This window comes from Pseudomonas salmasensis (genome assembly GCF_014268375.2).
Taxonomy (GTDB): domain Bacteria; phylum Pseudomonadota; class Gammaproteobacteria; order Pseudomonadales; family Pseudomonadaceae; genus Aquipseudomonas; species Aquipseudomonas salmasensis.
Genome location: NZ_CP077083.1, coordinates 3041798 through 3066435, shown reverse-complemented (window position 1 = coordinate 3066435; position 24638 = coordinate 3041798). Strand labels below are relative to the sequence as shown.

Sequence of the window (24638 nt, the reverse complement as noted above, 5' to 3'; positions counted from 1 at the left end):
AGGCCTACACCCTGTAGAGAGAGCCTCGTGTATGAAAGTCTCCAGTTCTGTTGTACAGAATCAGCCCCCTCAGCCTCAGACCACCGGCCAGGACGTAAAGACGCCTCTGGTCAAAGGTGTGGGCGAGCGCAACCTGAGTATTTATCGTCACAGCGATGGACGTGTGGAGGTGGTGCTGTCACCGCCGCCGCCCGCTCACTTGGTACTCAGTGGCGGTGGCGCCAAGGGCATTGCCTTTCCAGGGATGGTGCAGGCGCTTGAAGAGGCCGACAAACTCAAAGGCGTCAAAGTGGTTTCCGGCGCTTCTGCCGGCGCCATTTCCGCCGCGCTGCTCGCCAGCGGCATGGATGCCAAGGCCTTTACGCAACTGTCGAATAACCTTGACCTGCCCAGCCTGCTCAATAGCAAAGACCCGGTCACGGCGTGGTTGCAGGAGGCCAGTTCCCAGATCGGCAAATTCGTCGGGAAAGTGCCAGGGCCGGCGGGTAATATCTCTCAACTGCTGCTGACGTTGCTGCCGCGCCTGCAAACCGATGGGCAGCCGCTGGAAGACTTGATTCGCAACGAATCGCGTCAATCGCTTCTTGCCCATATCGCGGGTATGCCCGCAGCCAACCGGCCCCCGGAAGTCACCGCAATTGCCGAACGGCTTAGCGCTGGCGGTGGCCCCACTTTTCGCGACCTGGAGATCTTGAGCCGGCATATTCCGGCGATCAAGCAACTGAACATCACCGGCACGGGCATGTTCGATGGCCGCCCGCAGTTGGTGGTATTCAATGCCAGCCTCACCCCAGATATGGATATCGCCCGCGCCGCGCTTATTTCGGGTGCCCTGCCTGGCCTGTTCAAGAGCCCCACCGAACAGGGGCACGGGTTTCAGGCTGCGTCAGAGGTCACTGCGTTTCAGGACGGCGGGTTGCTGCTCAATACCCCAGCGCCGGGTGTCATCGAGCGTTCGTTCCCTGAAAGCCCTCTGGGCAAGGACGAAGCCCTGATCGTCAAGTTCGAGTCTGACAAACCGTCAACGCCCCCCCAAAGCGGTGGTTTTTTCAGCTATCTGACCGACACGTTCACCGGCACGCCACACACCGCCGCTGAAAGCTATCAGGATGACCGGCTCAAAACGTATTCGGAGCAAACGGTAACGTTGCCGTTGAACTCCGATAAAGGTGACTATCGCGGCCTGCTCGGTGGCACCGTCAATTTCACCATGACCCCCGAGCAGAAACAGCATTTGCAGGCCCAGGCTCGCCAGACTGTGTCAGGGCACCTGCAAAAACGTGAGCTGGAGCGTGAGCACCATGAATTCCCCTCGTTGAACGATGCCGTGATGGCGATGGATGATCAAATGCTCGCCAGCGTGCAGGACGAATTGCAAAAGGACCCGGCCGGCGCCGAGGCGTTGCGTTTTCGCAAAGACGCACAACAGGCGTTAAAGGCGTTGGACAGCGCGATTGCCGAAGCCAATCAAACCGACACGTCGCTGGTGATTACGCCAAAGATAGCCTCGGCGCTGCGCAATCTGGACGCCCTCGCCCGTAGACCCGAGGATATCGAATGGCTGGGCAAGCGCCTGAATGCGCCAGGCCAGCGTAATTTTCAGCAACTGCTGCAGGTGGGCGCCAAACGCGGGACGGGCAATGGCTCTGGCCTGTCCAAGGTGTTGAGCAGCGCTGTCACTGAAATGCACAAACGCGATATTGGGGTGAAGGCAGAGAATTTTATTCGCGAAGTGATTTATCCCTCGCTATACCGCCCTGGACAACCGGCTGCCAACGTCGAGTTATTGCAGCGCGCGGTGCGTGATCTGGGCGAGGCGACGACGCCGGCGGAGTTCAATCGTGTGCTTGATGGCATCGTCACACACTACCGGGCGCGCAATAAACCCTGGAGTAAACCCTTCAGCTCTACCACCGTGGAGCAGGCCAAGGCCTGGCGTATTCCGGTTTAGTTGCGGTGCCACTGAACAGCCATCGTCGCGGCGTGTCGTAGCTACAGGCACCCCTTGGACTCTGGTACATCATGGCCACTCAAGCAGACGGCAAGACCCCCAACCTGTCGCAGGAAGAGCAGCAGGACGTTGATGACAACCAGCCGCCTCGCGCGGCTGTATTACACGAAATTATCCGCACCCAAGGCGACCAGGAGCTGGAGCGCAATGTGGCCGCGTTGTGGTGGTCGGCACTGGCTGCCGGCCTGACTATGGGCCTGTCGCTGATGGGCATGGGCCTGCTGAATTCGCGCCTGCCGGACGGTGACGAATTCAAGGTGATCGCCAGCTTTGGCTATTGCGCAGGTTTTCTCGCGGTGATTCTTGCCCGTCAGCAATTGTTTACCGAAAACACCCTGACCGCCGTGCTGCCGGTGATGAGCAAACCGACCCTGGCCAATGCCGCGCGCTTGTTGCGGCTGTGGACGGTGGTGCTGGTGGGCAACCTGTGTGGCACCTTGCTGGTGGCCTACGTGATGCTGCACCTGCCGATCTTCGATACCAAGACCGACCTGGCCTTCCTCGAGATCGGGCGCAAGGTCATGGAGAACGACCCCGCGCAGATGTTCGCCAAGGGCATCGTCTCCGGTTGGATGATCGCCACCATGGTCTGGATGATTCCGTCGATGGAAAGTGCCAAGCTGTGGATCATCATCCTGATCACCTACTTCATGGCACTGGGGGACTTCACCCATATCGTCGTCGGTTCAGCCGAAGTGTCCTACCTGGTGTTTGCCGGCGAGTTGCCGTGGAAGGATTTCTGGCTGGTCTTCGCCGGGCCGACCCTGGCCGGCAATATCATCGGCGGTAGTTTCATCTTTGCGTTGATCAGCCATGCGCAGGTTCGCAGCGAGGCTTCCGTGCCTGCTGTTACTCAATCTCATACGCGGGCCAAGCCCCGTCAGGATAAGGACAAAGCCTGACCTCGCCCTGGCTGAAGCGTCAGGCCTTGAATGGCACGCTGGGAGGCTCGGAGGCCGGCGTGCTGTCGGGTGCCTTGAGCTGGCCCTCCCAGCGTGCGATCACCAAGGGTGCCAATGCGTTGCCCAGAACGTTCAGTGCGGTGACGGGCATATCCATCAGCCGGTAGATGCCTGCGATGATCGCCACGCCTTCCACTGGCAGCCCTGCGGCGGTCAAGGTCGCGGTCAGGATGATGAACATGAAGCCTGGCACGCCTGCCGCGCCCTTTGAGGTCAGCACCATGATCAAGACCAGCATGCCTTGATCCGCCAGGCTCAAGTCGATGCCATACGCCTGGGCGATGAACAGCGTGCCCAGCGCAGCAAACAGCGATGCGCCATCCAGATTGAACGAGTACCCCAGCGGGATCACCATGCTGGTAATGGGCCGTGGCGCGCCATAGCGCTCCATCTTCTCGATCAGTTGAGGCATCACCGTCGCCGAGGCGGCGCTGCTGAAGGCCAGTAGCAATTCACTGCGTATTTCCCGCAGCAGGTGAAAAAAACCGACGCCGGCCAAGCGTGCCACTGCCCCCAATACACACAGGGCAAACAAGAGCACCGCGACATAGGTCGTGCCGATCAGCTTGGCCAGCGGCAGCAACGCGCTGAGGCCAAAGCTGGCGACGGTGACCGCGATCAGCCCGAAAATACCTATCGGCGAGTAATGCATGACCAGGTGGGTGACCTTGAACATGGTGTCGGAAACGCCTTGCATCACGCTGATCAACGGCGCTTTGCGCTCCTCGGGCAGCAACGACAAGGCACACCCGAACAGGATCGCGAAAAACAGCACCGACAGCAGTTTGCCCTGTGACATGGCCAGGACGATGTTGTCCGGCACGATGGCCAGCAGTACCTGGCCCAGGTTCTGTGGGGTGCCACTGGAGGCCAGCCCCGTGGCCGGTGCCTGCAGCGTGCTGCCGAATTCGGCGCCCGAACCTGGCTGCACCACATTGCCAACCAGCAGGCCGAAGACGATGGCAATGCTGGTGATGGTGAAGAAGTACACGAAGGTCTTCAGGCCGACGCGACCCAGGGCAGCCGGGTTGCCCATGCCGGCGATGCCGACGGTCATGCAGGCGAAGACGAGCGGCACGACGATCATCTTCATCAGCTTGATGAACAGGTCGCCCGCCGGTTGCAGCAGGTTGTCGATGAACCAGGCTTTTTGCTCGGGAAATTGGTTGAGCAGGATGCCGACGATTATCCCGGCAACCAGGCCGATCATAATGCGGGTGATGAGGCTGGTGGGTTTTCTGACGGTCATGGGGGTGGCCCTTATTGTTGTGGTTGTCAGGGATTTACTGGGCGAACAAACCTTCGAAGTCCTTGAACCCTTTGACTTCGATCGGGTTACCGCTGGGGTCGAGGAAAAACATCGTGCGCTGCTCGCCCGGTTCGCCGGCAAAGCGCGTCACAGGTGGGATCTCAAAGCGCGTGCCCAGGCGGGTGAGGCGCTCGGCAAGCGTTAGCCACTCATCAAGTGGCAACACCACGCCCAAGTGCGGCATCAGTACATGGTGCTCACCGACCAGGCCGGTGCGTGTGGTTGGGAAGGGCGTACCCAGATGCAGTGAGAGTTGATTGCCGAAAAAGTCGAAGTCGATCCAGGTCTCGCTGCACCGGCCCTGCGTGCAACCCAAAACATCTCGATAAAAAATGCGCGCCTCGTCTAAGTCATAAACATGGTATGCAGCGTGAAAGGGTCTGTTCATGGCTGGCTCTCCAAGTGAGGAGCTTTCAGGGTAAACAGGCGGTGCCGCCAGGGTAAAACGGGTTTGCCTTGGTCTGAGCGAAAGGAAAACTTATGGATGTTCGATTCCTGAGGAGCCTGGTCGCGGTCATTGAAACCGGGTCCATAGCCGCTGCCGCACGCCGAGAAAACCGCAGCGCGGCGGCGATCAGCCAGCGGGTCAAGGCGCTTGAGCGCACGCTGGGTTGTACGCTGCTCATGCGCACGGCACATGCCGCGTGGCCTTCGGATCAATGCTTGCTGCTCTTGCCCAGAATCCAGGCCGTCATTGAACAGGCGCGCCAGCTGCAGGAACACCTGAGCCAGGACGAGTTATCGGGGGAGATTAAAATCGGGGCCATCTCCACGGCGCTGACCGGCGTCTTGCCCGGAGTGATCGAGCGGCTGACGGTGTCGGCACCCAAGCTGAGGCTGAAGATCACACCCGGCGATTCCAGAAGCCTTTACGAGAAGTTACTCAACCAGCAATTGGATGCGGCGATACTGGTGCGGCCGCCCTTTCAACCGCCCAAAGCCCTGTCGATGGCCTTGCTGCGTGCCGAACCCTTGATTCTGATTGCGCCCGCCGAGCGGGGGGCGCAACCACTGGCTGCCTTGTTATGCGAGCGCCCCTTCATCCGCTATGACGCTCGCTCCTGGGGTGGGCAGATCGCCCAGCGTTTTCTGGATGAACAGTCCTTCGACCCCGAGGTGTTATGTGAGCTGGATGCGCTGGAAACTATCCTGATGCTGGTCGCCCAAGGGATGGGGGTATCGCTGGTGCCGCAGTGGGCGGGGATGCCCAGCAACGGCATCCGCGTGTTACCGGCTGGCGACCCGAAGTGCTATGCGCGCGAGTTGGTGGTCATGTGCGGCTCGACACCGCGTCGCCCGTTGGCGATGCGGCATCTGCTTGAAGTGTTGCGCGGCGCAGTTACTGAGGCCCAGTAACGCGGCTGACAACGCGACCAATCGTCAACCCCTGCAACAGGATCGAAGACAGCACCACGATGTAGGTGATGCTCAGTAACAAGTCACGCTCCGGGCCCAAGGGCAGGGCCAAGGCCAGTGCCACCGAGACGCCGCCGCGCAGGCCGCCCCAGGTGAGGATGCGAATAGTGCCGCGTGGCACCGTGCGCCAACGGCGCAGCAACAGGATCGCCGGGGCCACGGTCAGCAGGCGTGAGAGCAGGATCGCCACCGCCAGCAGGCTGGCCGCGAACACGTGCAGCCAGTTGAAAGGCAATAACAGCAACTCCATGCCGATCAGCGCAAACAGCAAGGCGTTGAGCATGTCATCGAGCAGTTCCCAGAAACCGTCCAGGTAGCGACGCGTCATGTCGTTCATCGCCAGCTTGCGGCCCAGGTTGCCGATGATCAGCCCCGCAACCACCATCGCAATCGGTGCAGATACATGCAGTTCCGAAGCCATGGCCGAGCCGCCAATCACCAGGGCGAGGGTCAGCATGACTTCGATCTGGTACTGTTCGATGCTCTTGATCATCAGGTACACGAGGTAGCCGATCAGCCCGCCAAACAGCACGCCGCCAATGGCTTCGTGGGCAAACAGCATGGCCGTGGCGCCCACGGTGGGCGTCTCACCCAACTGTGCGATGCCCAGCAGCACGGTAAACACCACCACGGCGGTGCCGTCATTGAACAGCGACTCGCCGACGATGGTGGTCTTCAGCGGTTTGGAGGCATTGGCGGTCCGCAGCACGCCGAGCACCGCAATGGGGTCGGTAGGGGAAATCAGCGCGCCGAACAGCAGGCAGTAAAGGAAGCTCACGTGCCAGCCAAACAGGGCGAAGATGTAGTACGCCAGGCTGCCGATCACCACGGTGGCGATCAACACGCCAAAGGTTGCCAGCAGGCCGATGGGCCAGCGGTAGCTGCGCAAGTCGTTCAAGTTGACGTGCAAGGCGCCGGCGAACAGCAGGAACGACAGCATCCAGTTCATCAGCAAATCGCCGAAGTCGGTCTGGCCGATCAGCTGTTGGACGCGCTCCTCTAAGCCTGGGTAGCCGAGCACGCTCAGGCCTTGCAGGATCAGCGAGAACAGCAGTGCAGTGACCATCACGCCGATGGTGGGCGGCAGGCCGATAAAGCGGAAGTTCACATAAGTGAGCAGGGTGGTGAGGCAGATGAAGGCGGCGACAAGTTCAAGCATCCGGGGTCCTTGGAGCAGGGAAATATAGGCGCACGGGGTGCGTCGAATCGGGCTTTAGTATAAACAGGTGCTGTTACATGACGTATCAATTAAGCAGGTTCGGGTGGTAGCGACAGCCCTGGCCCTGGTGCGCAAGTGTGCAGCCTTCAGCCTGTTCTGGCGCACCCAGTGGCGGTTGGGCTTGAGCGTGGGGCTGTGCGTATTGTTGAGCTACGCTTTGGTACTTTGGGCCATGCAGTTGGGCTCGATTGCCGAAGCTGCTGCGCTGCGGGAAGTCAGTGTGATCCTGGTGGTGCTGTTCGGCATGCGTTACTTGAAAGAACCTTTTGGCCGTCCACGGCTCATAGCCTGTGGGTTGGTGTTGATTGGCATGTTGGTGATGAAGCTCTAACCGTCGGATAAAACTAAAAGGAATCGGTGATGACAGTCGCTTTATGGTGTGTGTTGATCGCAATCTTTCTGCCGTACATTTGCACCGGTGTGGCCAAGTTCAGTACAGGCAAGTTCGGGCCTCGGGATAACCACGACCCGCGTGCCTTCCTCGATAGCCTGGAAGGCGTCGCCAAGCGTGCTCATAGCGCGCAACTCAACAGTTTCGAAGTGACACCGGCGTTTGCCGCCGCAGTGATCGTTGCGCACCTGGCCGGCAACGCCGACCTGGTGACGATCAACGTGCTGGCAGTGCTGTTTATCACCAGCCGCCTGCTGTACATCATCTGCTACCTGGCGGACTGGGCGATCTTGCGTTCGCTGGTGTGGGCAGTGGGTATGGCGCTGATTGCGAGTTTCTTCTTCGTCTCGATGTAAGGGATGCTGTAGGAGCGAGCTTGCTCGCGAAGAACGTCAACGATAACGCGTGCTTCCTGAATGGACGCGGTGTCTGTGAGTTTTTTGCGAGCGAGCTCGCTCCTACATTTGGTTATAAACGGTGGTCAGGTGCCGGCAGGCGCATCCGGCACCTGGGGCAACGCCGCGCCCTTTGGCCACAGCATCCAGATCTGCCCTTGCTGTTTCATATTCCCCGCCAACTCGCCTGCGGCATTGCCTGTGCCCCAGAACAAATCTGCGCGCACTTCGCCGGTGATTGCGCCGCCGGTATCCTGGGCTGCGACTGGGCGTGCCAGTGGCGTGCCGTCTGGTTTGGTGGTCGACAACCACAACAGGCTGCCCAGCGGAATCACCTTGCGATCCACCGCCACGCTGTAGCCGGCGGTCAATGGCACGTTCAGCGAACCACGGGGGCCTTCGTTACTGTCGGGGCGGGCGCTGAAGAATACGTAGCTGGGGTTGCTCGCCAACAGTTCCGGGATGCGCTGCGGGTGGGCCTTGGCCCAGGCGCTGATGGCGCCCATGGTCACCTCTTCTTTTTTCAGCTCGCCTTGTTCCACCAGCCAGCGGCCGATAGGGCGGTACGGGTAGCCGTTCTGGTCGCCGTAACCCACACGCAGTTGGCGCCCGCCGGCCAGTTGAATACGCCCCGAGCCCTGGATCTGCAGGAATTGCAGGTCCATCGGGTCGGTCAGCCAGGCGATCGGCTTGGCGGTGGAGCCTTGGCTGTTGAGGGTGCTGGCATCGTCATACGGCTTGAGCACACGACCTTCCAGGCGCCCGCGCAGGCGCTTGCCCTTGAGCTCCGGGTAGATGCTCTCGAGGTTGACGATGATCAGGTCGTCCGGCACGCCGTATACCGGCACGTGGGCGGTGGCGGTCTTGGTCAGGCTGCCGGGGTAGACCGGCTCGTAATAACCTGTGATCAAGCCGTTTGGCGTGTTGTTGGCCGAACGCAGGCCAAAGACATCCAGGTGTTCCTTGAGAAAGCCACGAACCGCCACGGCATCGCCCGGTACGCTGGCCGCGGCCGCACAGGTCGCGCCCCAGATCAGGTCGGCCTTGAGGCGCTGGCAGGCGCTGCGCCAGGATTCAAACCCGGCGAGCAAGTCACTGTCGGAAACGCTCGGCAGGGCTTCCCACGGTGCGCTCACATAGGTGGCAATGGCGTGAGGTTTGGTGGGTTCCTGGGCAACTTCTTTGCCGGTGTCTTTGCCGGCATCGCAGCCGGCCAGTAGCGCGATCATCGGCAGGGCCCACGCCAGGCGCCGGCCCCAGGGTTTGAAGGTGACATTCATGTAGGTAGTTCCTGAAACGATTGCCCGTGCTTCACTGCATCCGGGCAACCCTTATTATTAATAGGGCTATTGGTCTTTGCGGGCGGTGCGAGGATACTGGCCGCCGTTTCCCGTGACCTTGAAGCCATGATGATGTTAAAAAAATTGACTGTTGTATTGCTGGCCTGCCTGGCGGTGTCTGCCTGTGGCGGTGTTGACCCCAATTCTCCCCTGGGCCAGCGCAAGGCGATCTTCAAGCAGATGCTCAAGACCGGTGAAGACCTGGGCGGCATGCTGCGCGGGCGTATCCCATTCGATGGCGCCAAGTTCGCCGAGGGTGCGGTCAAGCTGGATGCGTTGTCCCATGAGCCGTGGAAACATTTCCCGAGCGTGCGCGAAGAAGACCACACCAGTGCCAAAGATGAGGTGTGGCAAAAGCAGGCGCAGTTCCAGCAACTGGCCCGTGACCTCGAGGCGGCCACCGGTGAATTGGTGATTGCCAGCCAGGTGCAGCCTTATAAAGCCAGCAACCTTCAACCTGCGGTGCAAAAAGTTGAAGATGCCTGCAGCGCTTGCCATAAACAGTTCCGCGACCATTGATCGGTTTTACTGGTCGAGTTCTTCCACGGCGTCCTGCAGCTCTTTGCGCGACTCGGCCAGCTTCTCCTTACGCTTGTTGATCTTGTCTGGGTCACCTTTCTTCATGGCTTTGTCGAGGTCGGCCTGACGACGGCTGACTTCATGCTTGGCGTCGAGCACTTTGTTTTCACGTTCTTTCTTCAAGCTGCTATCGGTGCAGTGAGCGGTGACTTCGGCCAGGGCTTTTTCCAGGCCGGCCTGTTGGGCGCTGTTGCCGTGGGCCTTGGCCTGTTCGATCTGGCTGCTGATGGCCTGGCGCTTGGCGGCGCAGCCGGTGAGGGGTTGCACGTCTTCGGCGGCCAACAGCGGCGTGGCCATGAAGCTTGCGACGGTCAGCAAGGCAAAGGGGGCGAGAAATTTCATATAAAGCTCCAGGTTCGCAATCAGGTGGCCGGGTGGTGTTCAAAACCCATCTATCCCGGCTGCGCGTAATGTTTCAGCCAAGGCTTGTACCTGCGGGTCGCGAAAAAAGGCGCTGAGTTGCGCCGCGCGTCCCGGGCCGATGCCGTCTGAGGCCAGCCAGGCTTGGCTGTCTTTGGCGACCAGCGTCTGCCAGTCGCCTTCCAGGTTGTTGCGCGCTGCAGGCGGTACGCCCAAGGCTTTTAGCCATTGTGAAAAAGGGCGCTGCCGGGCGCTTTGAATACTGTCGAGCACCCGCGCACGGGTACGCTCGCCTAAGCCCTCAATGGTAGCAAGCTCGGCCGCATCCAGGGTCAACCAATCGAGAAAGCCTGCGATTAGACCGGCCTGGATCAATACGTTCCAGGTTTCGCGGCCCATATGGGGCAAGGCCAGGCCGTGTTTGCCGCTCAGCCAGGTGAGGCGGGCGAGCAGTTGGTCTTCGCAGCCGGGGTCCAATTGCCAGCAGCTCAAGGCGTGGAAGTCTTGAGGGTCGGGCACCTGCACGTCCACGCGGGTCTCGTTACGCAGGATGACTTCGTCCAGTCGCGGTATCACCTGGCCCGCGAGGCTGATCGACACATGATCGCCGGGGCGTATATCCAGGGCTTGCCAGCGTTTCAGGGAGCTGGCGCTGACTCGGCTGATCTGTCGATCATCCAGCCGCACAGGCTCCAGTTCGAGGATTGGGGTAATGCGCCCGGTGCGGCCCACCCTGAACTGCACCTTGCGCACCAGGGCCAGGGCCTTGATGGCTGGGTACTTCCAGGCAACCGCCCAGTAAGGCGCACTGGCTTGCCAGCGCTCGGCGGGCGCTCGCGCAGCCTGGTGCAGCACCACGCCATCGCTGGCGAAGGGCAGTGGCGCGTTGTACCAATGGGTACGCCAATGTGCGGCTTCGTTGATGGCGCCCACGGGCTGGCTGTAATGTTGGGTGTCGGTGAACCCCCAGTGCGCCAGGGTGGCCAGGCGTTCGGTGAAGTCCGCCGGGCCGTCGGGCCATGCCCAGACAAACAGGCCTATCCCTGCCGCCTCGGCATCGCTCAATTGGCGACGGTTCATCAGGCCGGCCACTCTGCTGCGCGCATTGAGCCCGCCCTTGAGCGATTGCACATGGTGGTTGAGGCGCCAATAGAGTTCGCCTTGCAGCACCACATCAACGGCGTCGGGCAACTGTTGAACAATGCCGGGGATCTTGGCGGCGGAGGCTGACCAGTCGTGACCCAGCAGACCGTCGCCTCGAGATATGAGCTGGTGCAAGCGGCCCTGGCGATACACTAGGGTTACCGCGACGCCATCGACCTTGGGTTGGACCCATACCTCCTGTCGAGTGCTGAGCCAGTCACTGACGGCCGGCTCGCTCGGCAGCTTTTGCAGGCCGGTGTGTGCGACCGGGTGACGTAAGGTGCCGCGCGCACTGACCAGCGGGTTATCAACCTTGGGTGTTTGCTGGCGGGCGCATTCGTGCCAATGCGCCAGGCGTTTGCGGGCCTGGTCGTAGAGCTCATCGCTGATCATGGATTGGCCCTGCCGATGGTAGCTGTCGTCCCACTGCTGGATTTGCCTGGACAGGGTTTCCAGCTGTGAGTGAACGTCATCGGGGCAGGTTTCGGCCCAGGCCCAGGCTGGCAGGGCGCTTATGAGAACAGCCAGTAAGACTTGCATCAGGAGCATCCTTGCTCGAAAAAGGATGCCCAGCCTAAGTGATCCACGCGCCCACAAAAAAGCCCCGACCGAGCGGGGCTTTTTACCGGGTATTTCTGTTTACTTGAACAGGCCGCCCCAGGCCTTCAACGCGTCGTTGTTTTCAGCCTTGGCCTGCTGCTTTTGCTGCTTGGCGTCGACTTTTGCCTGGCTGCCGGCGAGTTTGTTGCAAGCTTTGTTGACCTGCCCCAGCGAGGCCTCCAAAACCGCACGCAGTCTGGCAGGCAATAAAAAGCCCCGCCGGGCAGAGCTGGCGGGGCTGTCTTTACCGCGAACGATTACAGGCCGGCGGCGGTACGCAGGTCGTTGGCGCGGTCGGTTTTTTCCCAGGTGAAGGTGCTGAAGGTGTCATCGCCTACAGTCTTCTGTGCAGGGGTACGACCGAAGTGGCCGTAGGCTGCGGTTTCCTGGTACATCGGGTGCAGCAGGTCGAGCATGGTGGTGATCGCGTAAGGGCGCAGGTCGAAGATCTCACGCACCAGCTTGACGATCTTGTCATCGCTGATCTTGCCGGTGCCGAAGGTATTCAGCGAGATCGACGTAGGCTGGGCCACGCCAATGGCGTAGGAAACCTGGATTTCGCAGCGCTCGGCCAGGCCGGCAGCCACGATGTTCTTGGCCACATAACGACCAGCGTAAGCGGCAGAGCGGTCAACCTTGGAAGGGTCCTTGCCGGAGAACGCGCCACCGCCGTGACGGGCCATGCCGCCGTAGCTGTCGACGATGATCTTGCGGCCGGTCAGGCCACAGTCACCCACCGGGCCACCGATGATGAACTGGCCGGTCGGGTTGATGTGGAACTGGGTGTCCTTGGTCAGCAGCTCGGCAGGCAGCACGTGCTTGACGATCAGCTCCATCACGCCTTCACGCAGGTCGGCGTAGGACACATCCGGGTTGTGCTGGGTCGACAGTACGACGGCGTCGATGCCCACCACTTTGCCGCCTTCGTAGCGGCAGGTCACCTGGGACTTGGCGTCCGGGCGCAGCCATGGCAGTACGCCGGATTTGCGCGCCTCGGCCTGGCGTTGTACCAGTTGGTGCGAGAAGGTGATCGGTGCGGGCATCAGCACGTCGGTTTCGTTGCTGGCGTAGCCGAACATCAGGCCCTGATCGCCCGCGCCCTGGTCTTCTGGCTTGGCTCGGTCAACACCCTGGTTGATGTCCGGGGATTGCTTGCCGATGATGTTCATCACACCGCAGGTCGCGCCGTCAAAGCCCACGTCGGAGCTGTTGTAGCCAATGTCGGTGATCACGTCACGCACGATCTGCTCCAGGTCAACCCAGGCAGTGGTGGTGACTTCGCCGGCGATGATCGCCACGCCCGTTTTCACCAGCGTCTCGCACGCCACACGGGCGAACTTGTCTTCAGCGATGATAGCGTCCAGCACCGCGTCAGAAATCTGGTCGGCGATTTTGTCCGGATGCCCTTCAGACACGGACTCGGAGGTGAAAAGGGAGTATTCGCTCATCTCGATGTTTTCCTGATATTTACCGATGGTGAGTGTCGCCAGCCGGTCGCTGAAAATGGCGGACCTGAATCTGGAAACCATTACGTAAACCTACATAGAGGCTTTCCCCGGGAACGAGTCCCGCAGCGGTGGCCCAACGGGCCAGATCGTCCTGTTCAAAACCCAGCCAGAGATCACCGCAGGCCTCCTTGGCCCAATTCTGGTTGTGGCTGCATAAATCCGTAACCAGCAGGCTACCGCCGGGGTGCAGCAACCCGGCCATTTGCTTGAGGGCTTCTGCCGGTGCGGCGAAATGGTGCAAGACCATGTTCAGCACCACGCAATCGGCCCGCAGGCCGGTGTCACTCAGGGCGTCGGCCAACTGCAGGCGCACATTGCCCAGGGCTTCGCGCTCACAGAGTTGGCGGGCCAGTTCAAGCATCGCCGGGCTGTTGTCCAGCGCCGTGACCTGCTCGAAGCGGCGCGCCAGTTCGGGCAGGAAACCGCCGTCGCCAGGGCCGACTTCCAGGGCCGTTGCTTCTTCACTGAAGCTCAGCTTGTCCAACAGTGCCAGTACGCTTTCTCGGTACTGGGCCAAGCCGGCGATCAGGTCCTGTTGGGCGCGAAACTTGTCGGCCACCCGTGAGAAAAAGTCCTGGCTGGCGGCGGCGCGTTGCCCGTGTACCTGGCCGATGCGCGACTGCACATCACCGGGCAGGCACAAGTTATCCACTTCGTCGAGCAGGGCAGCGTGCAATTTGCCGCCAAGCAGTTCGGTGTGGGGCAGGGCGCGTCGGTAGAAAATTGCATTGCCTTCGCGACGGGTGGCCACCAGGTCGGCCTGGGCCAGCACCTTCAAATGGTGGCTCATGCCGGACTGGCCGATGGCGAAGATCTGCGCCAACTCCAGTACCCCGAAAGAATCGTTGGCCAGTGCGCGCAATACGTTCAAGCGCAACGGATCGCCAGCGGCCTTGCACAAGGCAGCCAGTTCATCGCCGTCGTCAGGACGCAGGGAGGGCACGGGTAGGTTCATAAGGCCAGCAGTCTAGTGACGGGTGTAGATCCCCGCAAGGCCAATATCAAAAAGTTTTGATATTGAACGATAAGTGGCGGTTATAAGCCGTCGCTATAACCTTTAAACGAACCGGTTAAAGGTTTCTGCAAGGGATTGGTGCCCAAAGCACAGGAAAAACGCCCTCAAGTGACTATCTGTCATTGCCCGCAGGCGGTGGCTGAGGGAAAATGCCGGTCCTTTTTTCCGTTTCTTTTCAGCAAACTCCAGGAGATCAGCGATGCCCAGCCGTCGTGAGCGTGCCAACGCCATTCGTGCCCTCAGCATGGATGCCGTGCAAAAAGCCAACAGCGGCCATCCCGGTGCCCCGATGGGCATGGCGGATATCGCCGAGGTACTTTGGCGTGACTACCTGAAACACAACCCAAGCAACCCATCGTTCGCCGACCGTGACCGCTTCGTGCTGTCCAACGGCCACGGCTCGATGCTGATTTATTCGCTGCTGCACCTGACCGGCTACGACGTCACCATTGACGACCTCAAGAGCTTCCGTCAGCTGCACAGCCGCACCCCGGGCCACCCGGAGTTCGGCTACACCCCAGGCGTTGAGACCACCACCGGTCCCCTGGGCCAAGGCCTGGCCAATGCCGTTGGTTTCGCCCTGGCGGAAAAAGTCTTGGGCGCGCAGTTCAACCGCCCTGGCCACGACATCGTTGACCACCACACCTACGTATTTTTGGGTGATGGCTGCATGATGGAAGGCATTTCCCACGAAGTCGCTTCCCTGGCCGGTACCTTGGGCCTGGGCAAGCTGATTGCCTTCTACGATGACAACGGCATCTCCATCGACGGCGAAGTCGAAGGCTGGTTTACCGACGACACGCCTAAGCGTTTCGAAGCCTACAACTGGCAGGTGATCCGCAACGTCGACGGTCACGATCCGGAAGAGATCAAGACCGCCATCGACACCGCTCGCAAGAGCGCGCAGCCAACCCTGATCTGCTGCAAGACCACCATCGGTTTTGGCTCGCCGAACAAGCAAGGTAAAGAAGACTGCCACGGCGCCCCACTGGGTGACGCGGAAATCGCCCTGACCCGCGAAGCGCTGAAGTGGAACCACGGCCCGTTCGAAATCCCGGCCGACATCTACGCCGAATGGGATGCCAAGGAAAAAGGCCTGGCCGCCGAAGCCGAGTGGGACCAGCGTTTCTCGGCCTACTCCGCCGAATTCCCGGAATTGGCCAACGAACTGGTACGCCGCCTGGCCGGTGACCTGCCTGCCGACTTCTCGGAAAAGGCCTCGGCCTACATCGCTGAAGTCGCGGCCAAGGGCGAGACCATCGCCAGCCGTAAAGCTAGCCAGAACACCCTGAACGCCTTTGGCCCGTTGCTGCCTGAGTTCCTCGGCGGTTCAGCTGACCTGGCCGGTTCCAACCTGACCCTGTGGAAAGGTTGCAAAGGTGTCTCGGCCGAAGACGCCAGCGGCAACTACATGTACTACGGCGTGCGCGAGTTCGGCATGAGCGCCATCATGAACGGCGTATCCCTGCACGGCGGCCTGGTGCCTTACGGCGCAACCTTCCTGATGTTCATGGAATACGCACGTAACGCCGTACGTATGGCGGCGCTGATGAAGAAGCGCGTGATCCATGTCTACACCCACGACTCCATCGGCCTGGGCGAAGACGGCCCGACGCACCAGCCGGTCGAGCAACTGACCAGCCTGCGCACCACGCCGAACCTCGATTGCTGGCGCCCTGCCGATGCGGTGGAATCCGCCGTGGCCTGGAAGCACGCTATCGAGCGCAAGGACGGCCCTTCGGCGCTGATCTTCTCGCGTCAGAACCTGCAACACCAGGTGCGTACCGACGCGCAGATCGCCGACATCAGCCGTGGCGGTTATGTGCTCAAGGACTGCATCGGCGAGCCGGAGCTGATCCTGATCTCCACCGGTTCCGAAGTAGGCCTGACCGTTCAGGCGTACGACAAGCTGACCGCGCAAGGCCGCAACGTACGTGTTGTGTCCATGCCCTGCACCAGCGTGTTCGAAGCCCAGGACGCCGGCTACAAGCAATCGGTATTGCCGTTGCAGGTCAGCGCGCGTATCGCCATCGAAGCGGCTCACGCCGACTACTGGTACAAGTACGTGGGCCTGGAAGGCCGCGTGATTGGCATGACCACCTATGGTGAGTCGGCGCCGGCGCCAGCCTTGTTCGAAGAGTTCGGTTTTACCCTGGAAAACATCCTGGGTCAGGCTGAAGAGTTGCTGGAAGACTAAAGCGCTAACGCGGTGGCCCACTGGTCACCGCATCTACTGTAGGAGCGAGCTTGCTCGCGAAGATCGTTAACGATAACGCAGCGTTTCTGGTTTAACGCGGCGCTCTCAGGTTCTTCGCGAGCAAGCTCGCTCCTACAGTGGTTTGTGTCGCCCACAATGCGAGAACCCCATGCCTCAACCGCGTCCCTACAAAGTTGCACTCAACGGCTACGGCCGCATTGGTCGTTGCGTCTTGCGTGCTCTGTTCGAGCGAGGGGCGGCGGCCGGGTTTGAAATTGTCGCGATCAATGATTTGGCCGACATGGCCAGCATCGAATACCTGACACGCTTTGACTCCACCCACGGCCGCTTCCCTGGCGAAGTGCGGGTTGAAGGCGATTGTCTGCATATCAATGGCAACTGCGTACAAGTGTTGCGCAGTGCCACCCCCGAAGGCATCGACTGGAAAGCACTGGGCGTCGACCTGGTGCTGGAATGTTCCGGTGTCTATCACACCCGTGCCGATGGCCAGCGTTTTCTCGACGCCGGCGCACCGCGTGTGCTGTTTTCCCAGCCGATGGCCAGCGAGGCGGATGTCGACGCCACCATCGTCTACGGCATCAACCAGGATTGTCTGACCGGCGATGAGCTGTTGGTGTCCAACGCGTCGTGTACCACCAACTGCAGCGTGCCGTTGCTGCGCCTGCTGGACCAGGCGATAGGCCTGGACTACGTGTCGATCACTACGATTCACTCGGCGATGAACGACCAGCCGGTCATCGACGCTTATCACCACGAAGACCTGCGCCGCACCCGTTCGGCGTTCCAGTCAGTGATTCCGGTGTCCACCGGCCTGGCGCGCGGCATCGAGCGACTGCTGCCGGAACTTGCCGGGCGAATCCAGGCCAAAGCCGTACGGGTGCCGACGGTGAACGTGTCTTGCCTGGATATCACCATGCAAACCGTGAGCGACACTGACGCGGCCGAGGTCAACCGGATCCTGCGCGACGCCGCTACCAGCGGCCCGCTCAAAGGCCTGTTGGCCTACACCGAGTTGCCCCACGCCAGTTGCGATTTCAACCATGACCCGCATTCGGCGATTGTCGATGCCAGCCAGACCCGCGTTTCCGGCCCCAGGCTGGTGAACATCCTGGCCTGGTTCGACAACGAATGGGGTTTTGCCAACCGCATGCTGGATGTTGCCGAACACTATCTGCACATCGCTTCTAAACAACCTCAACAGTAATTCAGGAACTGCGACCCATGACCGTGTTGAAGATGACCGACCTCGATCTGCAAGGTAAGCGCGTACTGATCCGCGAAGACCTCAACGTCCCCGTCAAGGACGGTGTTGTCACCAGCGATGCGCGAATCCTGGCCTCGCTGCCGACCATCAAGCTGGCCCTGGAAAAAGGCGCGGCCGTGATGGTCTGCTCCCACCTGGGTCGCCCGACCGAAGGTGAGTTCTCTGCCGAAAACAGCCTTAAGCCTGTCGCCGAGTACCTGAGCAAGGCCCTGGGCCGTGACGTGCCATTGGTCGCAGACTACCTGGGCGGCGTGGACGTGAAAGCCGGCGATATCGTGCTGTTCGAAAACGTGCGCTTCAACAAGGGCGAGAAAAAGAACAGCGACGAACTGGCCCAGCAATACGCCGCCCTGTGCGACGTGTTTGTGATGGACGCGTTCGGCACCGCTCACCGCGCCGAAGGTTCGACCCACGGCGTGGCCAAGTTCGCCAAGGTCGCAGCCGCTGGCCCGTTGTTGGCTGCCGAGCTGGAGGCGCTGGGCAAGGCCCTGGGCGCTCCGGCCCAACCAATGGCCGCTATCGTCGCTGGCTCCAAGGTCTCCACCAAGCTGGACGTACTCAACAGCCTGAGCCAGATCTGCAACCAATTGATCGTCGGCGGCGGCATTGCCAACACCTTCCTGGCCGCTGCCGGCCACCCGGTGGGCAAGTCCCTGTACGAGCCAGACCTGCTCGACACCGCCCGCGCCATCGCCGCCAAGGTCAGCGTGCCGTTGCCGGTGGACGTGGTGGTTGCCAAGGAATTCGCTGAAAGCGCCGCCGCTACCGTCAAGCTCATCGCTGACGTGGCCGACGACGACATGATCTTGGACATCGGCCCGCAAACCGCGGCCAACTTCGCCGAGCTGCTCAAGGCATCCCAGACTATCCTGTGGAATGGCCCGGTGGGCGTGTTCGAGTTCGACCAATTCGGCAACGGCACCAAAGTACTGGCTAAAGCGATCGCTGAAAGCTCGGCGTTCTCCATCGCGGGCGGTGGCGATACCTTGGCGGCTATCGATAAATATGGTGTGGCTGATCAGATCTCCTACATTTCTACCGGTGGTGGCGCTTTCCTCGAGTTCGTCGAGGGCAAGGTGTTGCCAGCCGTGGAAGTGCTGGAAACCCGAGCCAAAGGTTAAGGCTCGCGTGATCAGGAAAAGGAGCGTTCCCATGATCAAGTCGTTGGCACTGGTGATCGCAGCGGGCCTGTTGGCCGGCTGCGGCAGCACACCCAGCGCGGCGCCCGAGGCGGATAATGCCAAGGCACCGTTGAGAAAAAGCTGTTACCAGGCTGACTGGCAAGCCGAGACCATGCCGGTGATCAACAAGCGCATCGGCAACGAACGGCTGGAGAAATACGACTCCGCGCCCAACGGTCAGGAACAGGGTTGCCCATGACGGGTCTGATCCACTAACCGACAGCAACGGCGGCCCATAGGCCGCCCTGCGAGGATTGGCAATGAAAGGCGTTTTCGCCCTGGCAGCCCTGGCCCTGTTGGCCGGCTGCAGCAGCATGAACCTGTTCGACAAGGCCACGCCTGCCGACAAATGGACCACCTGGACCTGCGACAGCAAGGCCGAGGTCAACTGGCGCTTTGCCAACCCGGCCCGTTCCGAAGTGGATGTACGCCTCGGCGGTTCGGACCAGGTTTACCGGCTCAAGCAAGAAGTAGCCGCCTCCGGCGTGCTGTACAGCGACGGCCAGTTGGCGTTTCACACCAAGGGTGAGGAAGGCCTGGTTTACTGGGTGGCGACCGATGATTTGATTGGGCGCGGCTGCAAAGCCAACTGAACCCAGTAGCAATAACGATTCAGCAGCTCAAGCTCAACCCCTTGATCTGCAATAACTTGAATAGCAGCCGCCGCTACGGCAGGCTTGCACGATTAACGACCCTCGACCGGGAGAGACAACACAATGGCACTTATCAGCATGCGTCAAATGCTGGACCACGCAGCCGAGTTCGGCTACGGCGTCCCAGCCTTTAACGTCAACAACCTTGAGCAGATGCGCGCCATCATGGAAGCCGCTGACAAGACCGACTCCCCAGTGATCGTCCAGGCTTCGGCCGGTGCGCGCAAATACGCCGGCGCCCCGTTCCTGCGTCACCTGATCCTCGCCGCGATCGAAGAATTCCCGCACATCCCGGTGTGCATGCACCAGGACCACGGCACCAGCCCTGACGTGTGCCAGCGCTCGATCCAACTGGGCTTCAGCTCGGTAATGATGGACGGCTCCCTCGGCGAAGACGGCAAGACCCCAACCGACTACGAGTACAACGTACGCGTCACCCAACAAACCGTGGCCATGGCCCACGCCTGCGGCGTATCGGTTGAGGGCGAGCTGGGCTGCCTGGGTTCGCTTGAAACCGGCATGGCCGGCGAAGAAGACGGCATCGGCGCCGAAGGCGTGCTGGATCACAGCCAGATGCTGACCGACCCGGAAGAAGCGGCCGACTTCGTCAAGAAAACCCAGGTCGACGCCCTGGCCATCGCCATCGGCACCAGCCACGGTGCCTACAAGTTCACCAAGCCGCCTACCGGCGACGTGCTGGCCATCGACCGCATCAAGGAAATCCACAAGCGCATCCCCAACACCCACCTGGTGATGCACGGTTCTTCCTCGGTACCGCAAGAGTGGCTGGCGATCATCAACCAGTACGGCGGCGACATCAAAGAAACCTACGGCGTACCGGTTGAAGAAATCGTCGAAGGCATCAAGTACGGCGTGCGCAAGGTCAACATCGACACCGACCTGCGCCTGGCGTCCACCGGTGCGATGCGTCGCCTGATGGCCACCAACCCGAGCGAGTTCGACCCACGTAAGTTCTTCGGCGCCACTGTGACGGCGATGCGTGATGTGTGTATCGCACGTTATGAGGCCTTTGGTACTGCGGGTAATGCTTCGAAGATCAAGCCGATCTCGTTGGAAGCGATGTACCAGCGGTATTTGAAAGGTGAGTTGAACGCTAAGGTGAACTAAGCCTCAAGTGTTAATAAAAAGCCCGCAGCGATGCGGGCTTTTTTATGGACACCATTTAATCAACTTGCAGATGAAGCGCCGAAACCACGGTGTTCAATGACTCGAAACACATCACTCACATCCTGCACGAGGATGCGTGCGGTATTAGCTACGTTGTTCAGGTCGCGCTCGGCGAAGTCCGGCAGGCTGGAGCAGGCCATCAGGTTCAGGTGTTCCAGAGCCGCGTTGAGACGTTCGCGCAGGCAGGCGTGGAGGTCGAGCAGTGGGGCTTCGCTGTCGATCAACAGCACGGGGTAGTCGGTGGCGGTTTCGGTGCAGGGGCTGAAGCGGCGGGGTGGAAGCTGTTGGGTCATGGCAAATATTCCTCGTATCTGAAAAGGACTACCGCCATTCGCTGCGAAACGAAGTGGGTGGTAGCTGTGTGCGGGTTCGCAGACCGAGGATACGAGGAACCCGGCAGACCCGAAGGTCTCCCACACACAGCCACCATAAAACAGACGACGGGCGCCGAAGCGCTCATCGTTGTATTCATGATGCTTGGTTACACACGTATCGTTAGGGCTGCGAAACCCTATCGCCGATCAATGCCGGCGACGGGGCGAACTATAAGCGGCGATGTGGCTTGTCGCAACGGTGCTGTAGGACCCACACCGCACCTTGAGCTGACGCACAATCAATGTGGGAGCCGGGCTTGCCCGCGATGGCGGTGTGTCAGGCACCGAGGAGAGTGGCTGATGCGCCGTCATCGCGGGCAAGCCCGGCCCCCACAGGGGGCTGCGGGGTGTTTAAGGTGTGAGATTTATCCGGGAAAAATCCTGCGCATCGCGGGACGTTTCACTCATGATCAATATCCAACTTCGCAAACGTCACCCGCGCTCCCTCATTGGTGTCGCCCGTATTGTCCTGCACGTACACCCCCGCCTTGAAGTACAACGGCTTGTCGCCCCAGGCCGCGCCAATCCGTTCATTCCACTCGCTGTCGGCGGCATACACGCTGAGCAGCCCGGCTTTATTTAGATTGATTACATAGGTGAAGCTCTTCTCCAGTGGCACGTTGGAGGCGACGATGATCACGCGGCTGTCGGCATCGTCCGGGCGCATGCGCACTTTGACGACGATGTTGCCGGTCTGGGTTTTTTCCTTGAATTGGTACTCCAGCTTGATTAACGGTTTCTGGCTGTCGTAGGCGTGGATCTGGCCGATCACGATCTTGCCGGAGGAGGGCACTTGGTTGACCGCCAGGGTGGCGCGCAGGAAGTTGTCGGCCTCGGGGTAGGTCCAGTTGCGCAGGCGGCCGTCGGCGTAGGTTTCGCGCAGTTCGCTGCGTGGGTAGATGGCGTTTTCGGTGCGCGAGCCCGTCACAGGTGTCCAGAACTGCACGTCGCTGCCTTCGGCCTGGAAGTATTGATCGTTGAAGCCGCTCATCAGCCTTGGCGTTTCAATGGTCGTGGGTGGGGAGCCGACCGGGATGCTCAGGTTCCAGGTGGAAAGGTCGATCATGGTGTTGGCCTTTTTACAGAGGGTGTAGGCATTGGCCCAAAGGGCCTTCCAGGTTCTTTATAGGCGGTGCTGGTGAGATTGTTAAACAATTGCTGGCAATTTATTGGCGTCAGAGGAATGCCAAAAAGCCATGTTGCCCGTGAACCGCGGGCTACAGGGCCTTACCGTTAGTCGGCTTCCTGGCCTTTGGCACAATGATGGCCCCTACGTCACTTCTGCTTTTTTGGCCGCGCGGCTAGAGTGAGCCCTCAGTGTTTATCCGGCCTTGGTAGCAAAAGTGACCGGTGTGGCTCCCTAAGGAAGAGACGTAGCATGGATGGCGCTCCACAACACGACGATGCAATTTCGGTTCTCCTGGTGGTCGATGACTACCCGGAAAACCTCGTCAGCATGCGTGCGCTGTTGCAGCGTGACGATTGGCGTGTGATCACCGCCGCGTCTGGCTTGGAGGCCCTGGAGTTACTGCTGGCCCACGACGTCGACCTGGTGCTGCTGGACGTGCGCATGCCGGGCATGGACGGCTTTGAGGTGGCACGCCTGATGCGGGGCAGCCAGCGCACGCGCATGACGCCGATTATCTTTCTGACCGCCACCGCCCATTCGCCCGACGCGGTGCTTGAAGGCTATGCCAGCGGGGCGATCGACTACCTGTTCAAGCCGTTTGACCCGCATATCCTCAAGCCCAAGGTGCAGGCGTTGCTGGAGCACCAGCGCAACCGCCGTGCCTTGCAGCGCCTGAGCCATGACTTGGAGTTGGCCCGCGCCTTTAATGCTTCGGTGCTGGATAACGCCGCCGAGGGCATTTTGGTGGTGAGCGAAGCCAGTGTGATCGAGTACGCCAACCCGGCGATTTCCCGGCTGTTGAATGCGACGATGGCAGAGTTGCAGGGCGAGAGTTTCCTCAGTTTCCTGCAAAAGCCCCATGTGCCAGCCTGGTTGGGTTTCCCCATGTACGAGGCGTATCGCCGGGGCGAGACGTGGCGCCAGCACGATGCCATTTTGCGCACCGGTCGGGGCCAGCAGGTGCCGGTGGCGTTGTCCTGCGCGCCGTTGCCTGCCGAGCAGAAGGCGATGGTGGTGACGGTGCTGGACATGTCTGAGGTGCGTCACCTGCATCAGCAACTGGAATTTCAGGCCGTGACCGACCCGCTGACCGGGCTGCTGAACCGGCGTGGTTTTCATCAGGCGATGGAGAACACCTTGCTGCGCAGCGAACGTAGCGAGCAGGCGCTGGTATTGCTGTACCTGGACCTGGATGGCTTCAAGCGGGTCAACGATACGCTGGGCCATGACGCCGGGGATCGCGTGTTGCGTTGGGTGTCGGAGCAAATGCAGGCGTGCCTGCGTTCCTACGACATTCTAGGGCGCATGGGCGGGGATGAATTCACCGCGTTGCTGGAGCTGGAGTTCCCCGAACAGGCCGCGAAGATCGCGGAAAAACTCATCGAACGGGTGTCTGTGTGCCAGCAGGTCGATGGGTTGGAGGTGATGCTTGGGGTCAGTATCGGCATTGCGACCTTCCCGGATTGCGGCTCGGACTTGAGCGGCCTGCTGCGGGCGGCGGATATTGCCATGTACGAAGCCAAGCGCGCCGGCCGTCAGCAGTATCGGTACTACGACCAGGAAATGAACGGCCGCGCCCGCTCTCGGTTGATGCTGGAAGACAGTGTGCGTACCGCCATTGCCAACAAGGATTTCACCTTGGTGTACCAGCCCCAGGTCTGCCTGGAAGACGGGCGTTTGCGCGGCGTCGAAGCGCTGTTGCGTTGGCAGCATCCCAGCGTCGGCGATGTGCCACCGGGCCTGTTCTTGCCGCTGCTGGAAGAGGCGCGGTTGATCAACCAGTTGAGTGCCTGGATCTACCAGCAAGTCGCCGCTCAGCGCCAGGCCTGGCAAGCCACCTTCGACCCCGAACTGGTGTTGAGCGTGAGCCTGAGCAGCAGCCAGTTCAACATGCCCAACCTCGCCAACCAACTGCAGCAGGTGCTGGAGCAGCATGGTCTGAGGGGGCGGCAACTGGAAGTGGAAATCGGTGAAGACTGCTTGATGAGCAATCTTGCCGAGTCTACCAAGCAACTCCAGTTACTGCGCCGGATCGGGGTACGGATTGCCCTGGACGACTTTGGCTGCGGCCAGTGCTCCCTGGCCCATTTGCGCGACCTCAAGTTCGATACCCTCAAGCTTGACCCTCAACTGGTGGCCCGCCTGCCTGGCTCGGCGCGGGATGCAGTGATGGCGCGCAGCATCATCCAACTGTGTGAGCATTTTGGTGTGCTGGTGATCGCCGAAGGCGTGGAGACCCTTGAGCAAACACAATGGCTAAAGGTCAATGGCTGCGCGTATATCCAGGGGCCGTGGGCGGCGCTGCCGTTGATGGCCGAGGACGTTGCCGGCTGGTCGTACCCTCGCGCGCTTTGAATTCGCTACACTGGCGCCCGTCCCAATT

23 protein-coding genes and 1 pseudogene are annotated in these 24638 nt (G+C 60.7%); 13 read left to right on the top strand and 11 right to left on the bottom strand.

Features of this window, described 5'->3' with window-relative positions; translation table 11 throughout:
- Positions 1 to 31: 31 nt before the first annotated feature.
- Both HU731_RS13715 and HU731_RS13710 read left to right on the top strand, forming a co-directional pair.
- Positions 32 to 1951, top strand: coding sequence for a patatin-like phospholipase family protein (locus HU731_RS13715; RefSeq protein ID WP_186607300.1), 1920 nt, complete (start codon positions 32 to 34; stop codon positions 1949 to 1951).
- A gap of 71 nt (positions 1952 to 2022) precedes the next feature.
- Positions 2023 to 2913 (top strand): formate/nitrite transporter family protein, encoded by an 891-nt coding sequence (locus HU731_RS13710; RefSeq protein ID WP_186607301.1) that lies wholly within the window; start codon positions 2023 to 2025, stop codon positions 2911 to 2913.
- Between the two features lie 19 nt (positions 2914 to 2932).
- Here the strand turns inward: HU731_RS13710 and HU731_RS13705 are convergent, their stop codons facing one another.
- Positions 2933 to 4222 carry a cation:dicarboxylate symporter family transporter gene (locus HU731_RS13705; RefSeq protein WP_225931662.1) on the bottom strand — a complete coding sequence of 430 codons (1290 nt, stop codon included), beginning with the start codon at positions 4220 to 4222 and terminating at the stop codon, positions 2933 to 2935.
- Positions 4223 to 4256: 34 nt separating this feature from the next.
- On the bottom strand, positions 4257 to 4670 hold the full coding sequence (locus HU731_RS13700) for a VOC family protein (RefSeq protein WP_186607302.1): 414 nt from the start codon (positions 4668 to 4670) through the stop codon (positions 4257 to 4259).
- Positions 4671 to 4762: 92 nt separating this feature from the next.
- Here HU731_RS13700 and HU731_RS13695 point away from each other — a divergent pair, with 92 nt between their 5' ends.
- Entirely contained in the window at positions 4763 to 5638 is an 876-nt protein-coding gene (locus HU731_RS13695; RefSeq protein WP_186607303.1) for a LysR family transcriptional regulator, read from the top strand.
- Here the strand turns inward: HU731_RS13695 and HU731_RS13690 are convergent.
- Entirely contained in the window at positions 5622 to 6857 is a 1236-nt protein-coding gene (locus tag HU731_RS13690; RefSeq protein ID WP_186607304.1) for a cation:proton antiporter, read from the bottom strand. The two genes, HU731_RS13695 and HU731_RS13690, sit on opposite strands and share 17 nt — an antisense overlap.
- A gap of 154 nt (positions 6858 to 7011) precedes the next feature.
- On the opposite strand from HU731_RS13690, the pseudogene HU731_RS13685 reads away from it, so the two are divergent.
- A pseudogene (locus HU731_RS13685) lies at positions 7012 to 7248 on the top strand (EamA family transporter); the annotation flags it as partial.
- 29 nt (positions 7249 to 7277) lie between these two features.
- Complete coding sequence (locus HU731_RS13680; RefSeq protein ID WP_003194977.1) at positions 7278 to 7664, top strand: MAPEG family protein; 387 nt, start codon at positions 7278 to 7280, stop codon at positions 7662 to 7664.
- A 125-nt stretch (positions 7665 to 7789) separates the two neighbouring features.
- Here HU731_RS13680 and mltA read toward each other — a convergent pair whose 3' ends face one another.
- A complete protein-coding gene (gene mltA, locus HU731_RS13675; protein WP_186607305.1) occupies positions 7790 to 8983 on the bottom strand; it encodes a murein transglycosylase A in 1194 nt (397 codons plus the stop codon).
- Between the two features lie 129 nt (positions 8984 to 9112).
- Between mltA and HU731_RS13670 the strand changes: the two genes are divergently transcribed.
- On the top strand, positions 9113 to 9562 hold the full coding sequence (locus HU731_RS13670; RefSeq protein WP_186607328.1) for a c-type cytochrome: 450 nt from the start codon (positions 9113 to 9115) through the stop codon (positions 9560 to 9562).
- Positions 9563 to 9568: 6 nt separating this feature from the next.
- On the opposite strand, the gene HU731_RS13665 is transcribed toward HU731_RS13670, so the two are convergent.
- The 5 genes from HU731_RS13665 to HU731_RS13645 all read right to left on the bottom strand — a co-directional run bounded on the left by HU731_RS13665 (position 9569) and on the right by HU731_RS13645 (position 14188).
- Entirely contained in the window at positions 9569 to 9964 is a 396-nt protein-coding gene (locus HU731_RS13665; RefSeq protein WP_186607306.1) for a DUF1090 domain-containing protein, read from the bottom strand.
- A gap of 39 nt (positions 9965 to 10003) precedes the next feature.
- Positions 10004 to 11665 (bottom strand): NAD-dependent DNA ligase LigB, encoded by a 1662-nt coding sequence (ligB, locus tag HU731_RS13660; RefSeq protein WP_186607307.1) that lies wholly within the window; start codon positions 11663 to 11665, stop codon positions 10004 to 10006.
- Positions 11666 to 11764: 99 nt separating this feature from the next.
- Positions 11765 to 11932 carry a hypothetical protein gene (locus HU731_RS13655; RefSeq protein ID WP_186607329.1) on the bottom strand — a complete coding sequence of 56 codons (168 nt, stop codon included), beginning with the start codon at positions 11930 to 11932 and terminating at the stop codon, positions 11765 to 11767.
- Between the two features lie 50 nt (positions 11933 to 11982).
- Positions 11983 to 13173 carry a methionine adenosyltransferase gene (gene metK, locus HU731_RS13650; RefSeq protein WP_003194964.1) on the bottom strand — a complete coding sequence of 397 codons (1191 nt, stop codon included), beginning with the start codon at positions 13171 to 13173 and terminating at the stop codon, positions 11983 to 11985.
- A 19-nt stretch (positions 13174 to 13192) separates the two neighbouring features.
- Complete coding sequence (locus HU731_RS13645) at positions 13193 to 14188, bottom strand: ArsR/SmtB family transcription factor (RefSeq protein ID WP_003194962.1); 996 nt, start codon at positions 14186 to 14188, stop codon at positions 13193 to 13195.
- Between the two features lie 259 nt (positions 14189 to 14447).
- Here HU731_RS13645 and tkt point away from each other — a divergent pair, with 259 nt between their 5' ends.
- From tkt to fba, 6 genes are all read left to right on the top strand, one after another.
- Positions 14448 to 16445 carry a transketolase gene (gene tkt, locus HU731_RS13640; protein WP_034133964.1) on the top strand — a complete coding sequence of 666 codons (1998 nt, stop codon included), beginning with the start codon at positions 14448 to 14450 and terminating at the stop codon, positions 16443 to 16445.
- A gap of 169 nt (positions 16446 to 16614) precedes the next feature.
- A complete protein-coding gene (epd, locus tag HU731_RS13635) occupies positions 16615 to 17670 on the top strand; it encodes an erythrose-4-phosphate dehydrogenase (RefSeq protein WP_003194958.1) in 1056 nt (351 codons plus the stop codon).
- 17 nt (positions 17671 to 17687) lie between these two features.
- Positions 17688 to 18851 carry a phosphoglycerate kinase gene (locus HU731_RS13630; RefSeq protein WP_186607308.1) on the top strand — a complete coding sequence of 388 codons (1164 nt, stop codon included), beginning with the start codon at positions 17688 to 17690 and terminating at the stop codon, positions 18849 to 18851.
- A gap of 31 nt (positions 18852 to 18882) precedes the next feature.
- Positions 18883 to 19110 carry a hypothetical protein gene (locus HU731_RS13625; protein ID WP_003194953.1) on the top strand — a complete coding sequence of 76 codons (228 nt, stop codon included), beginning with the start codon at positions 18883 to 18885 and terminating at the stop codon, positions 19108 to 19110.
- A 61-nt stretch (positions 19111 to 19171) separates the two neighbouring features.
- Entirely contained in the window at positions 19172 to 19504 is a 333-nt protein-coding gene (locus HU731_RS13620) for an MliC family protein (protein WP_186607309.1), read from the top strand.
- 123 nt (positions 19505 to 19627) lie between these two features.
- Positions 19628 to 20692 carry a class II fructose-bisphosphate aldolase gene (gene fba, locus HU731_RS13615; protein WP_003177554.1) on the top strand — a complete coding sequence of 355 codons (1065 nt, stop codon included), beginning with the start codon at positions 19628 to 19630 and terminating at the stop codon, positions 20690 to 20692.
- 59 nt (positions 20693 to 20751) lie between these two features.
- Here fba and HU731_RS13610 read toward each other — a convergent pair whose 3' ends face one another.
- Positions 20752 to 21045, bottom strand: coding sequence for a fructose-bisphosphate aldolase (locus HU731_RS13610; protein WP_186607310.1), 294 nt, complete (start codon positions 21043 to 21045; stop codon positions 20752 to 20754).
- A gap of 481 nt (positions 21046 to 21526) precedes the next feature.
- Positions 21527 to 22192, bottom strand: coding sequence for a polysaccharide lyase family 7 protein (locus tag HU731_RS13600; RefSeq protein WP_186607311.1), 666 nt, complete (start codon positions 22190 to 22192; stop codon positions 21527 to 21529).
- Between the two features lie 312 nt (positions 22193 to 22504).
- Between HU731_RS13600 and HU731_RS13595 the strand changes: the two genes are divergently transcribed.
- A complete protein-coding gene (locus HU731_RS13595; protein WP_186607312.1) occupies positions 22505 to 24610 on the top strand; it encodes a putative bifunctional diguanylate cyclase/phosphodiesterase in 2106 nt (701 codons plus the stop codon).
- Positions 24611 to 24638 lie beyond the last annotated feature (28 nt).

Excerpts from the sequence above, each read along its gene's own strand:
- HU731_RS13715 (WP_186607300.1), top strand. The coding sequence starts at position 32 with ATGAAAGTCTCCAGTTCTGTTGTACAGAATCAGCCCCCTCAGCCTCAG.
- HU731_RS13710 (WP_186607301.1), top strand. The coding sequence starts at position 2,023 with ATGGCCACTCAAGCAGACGGCAAGACCCCCAACCTGTCGCAGGAAGAG.
- HU731_RS13705 (WP_225931662.1), bottom strand. The coding sequence starts at position 4,222 with ATGACCGTCAGAAAACCCACCAGCCTCATCACCCGCATTATGATCGGC.
- HU731_RS13700 (WP_186607302.1), bottom strand. The coding sequence starts at position 4,670 with ATGAACAGACCCTTTCACGCTGCATACCATGTTTATGACTTAGACGAG.
- HU731_RS13695 (WP_186607303.1), top strand. The coding sequence starts at position 4,763 with ATGGATGTTCGATTCCTGAGGAGCCTGGTCGCGGTCATTGAAACCGGG.
- HU731_RS13690 (WP_186607304.1), bottom strand. The coding sequence starts at position 6,857 with ATGCTTGAACTTGTCGCCGCCTTCATCTGCCTCACCACCCTGCTCACT.
- HU731_RS13680 (WP_003194977.1), top strand. The coding sequence starts at position 7,278 with ATGACAGTCGCTTTATGGTGTGTGTTGATCGCAATCTTTCTGCCGTAC.
- mltA (WP_186607305.1), bottom strand. The coding sequence starts at position 8,983 with ATGAATGTCACCTTCAAACCCTGGGGCCGGCGCCTGGCGTGGGCCCTG.
- HU731_RS13670 (WP_186607328.1), top strand. The coding sequence starts at position 9,113 with ATGATGTTAAAAAAATTGACTGTTGTATTGCTGGCCTGCCTGGCGGTG.
- HU731_RS13665 (WP_186607306.1), bottom strand. The coding sequence starts at position 9,964 with ATGAAATTTCTCGCCCCCTTTGCCTTGCTGACCGTCGCAAGCTTCATG.
- ligB (WP_186607307.1), bottom strand. The coding sequence starts at position 11,665 with ATGCAAGTCTTACTGGCTGTTCTCATAAGCGCCCTGCCAGCCTGGGCC.
- metK (WP_003194964.1), bottom strand. The coding sequence starts at position 13,173 with ATGAGCGAATACTCCCTTTTCACCTCCGAGTCCGTGTCTGAAGGGCAT.
- HU731_RS13645 (WP_003194962.1), bottom strand. The coding sequence starts at position 14,188 with ATGAACCTACCCGTGCCCTCCCTGCGTCCTGACGACGGCGATGAACTG.
- tkt (WP_034133964.1), top strand. The coding sequence starts at position 14,448 with ATGCCCAGCCGTCGTGAGCGTGCCAACGCCATTCGTGCCCTCAGCATG.
- epd (WP_003194958.1), top strand. The coding sequence starts at position 16,615 with ATGCCTCAACCGCGTCCCTACAAAGTTGCACTCAACGGCTACGGCCGC.
- HU731_RS13630 (WP_186607308.1), top strand. The coding sequence starts at position 17,688 with ATGACCGTGTTGAAGATGACCGACCTCGATCTGCAAGGTAAGCGCGTA.
- HU731_RS13625 (WP_003194953.1), top strand. The coding sequence starts at position 18,883 with ATGATCAAGTCGTTGGCACTGGTGATCGCAGCGGGCCTGTTGGCCGGC.
- HU731_RS13620 (WP_186607309.1), top strand. The coding sequence starts at position 19,172 with ATGAAAGGCGTTTTCGCCCTGGCAGCCCTGGCCCTGTTGGCCGGCTGC.
- fba (WP_003177554.1), top strand. The coding sequence starts at position 19,628 with ATGGCACTTATCAGCATGCGTCAAATGCTGGACCACGCAGCCGAGTTC.
- HU731_RS13610 (WP_186607310.1), bottom strand. The coding sequence starts at position 21,045 with ATGACCCAACAGCTTCCACCCCGCCGCTTCAGCCCCTGCACCGAAACC.
- HU731_RS13600 (WP_186607311.1), bottom strand. The coding sequence starts at position 22,192 with ATGATCGACCTTTCCACCTGGAACCTGAGCATCCCGGTCGGCTCCCCA.
- HU731_RS13595 (WP_186607312.1), top strand. The coding sequence starts at position 22,505 with ATGGATGGCGCTCCACAACACGACGATGCAATTTCGGTTCTCCTGGTG.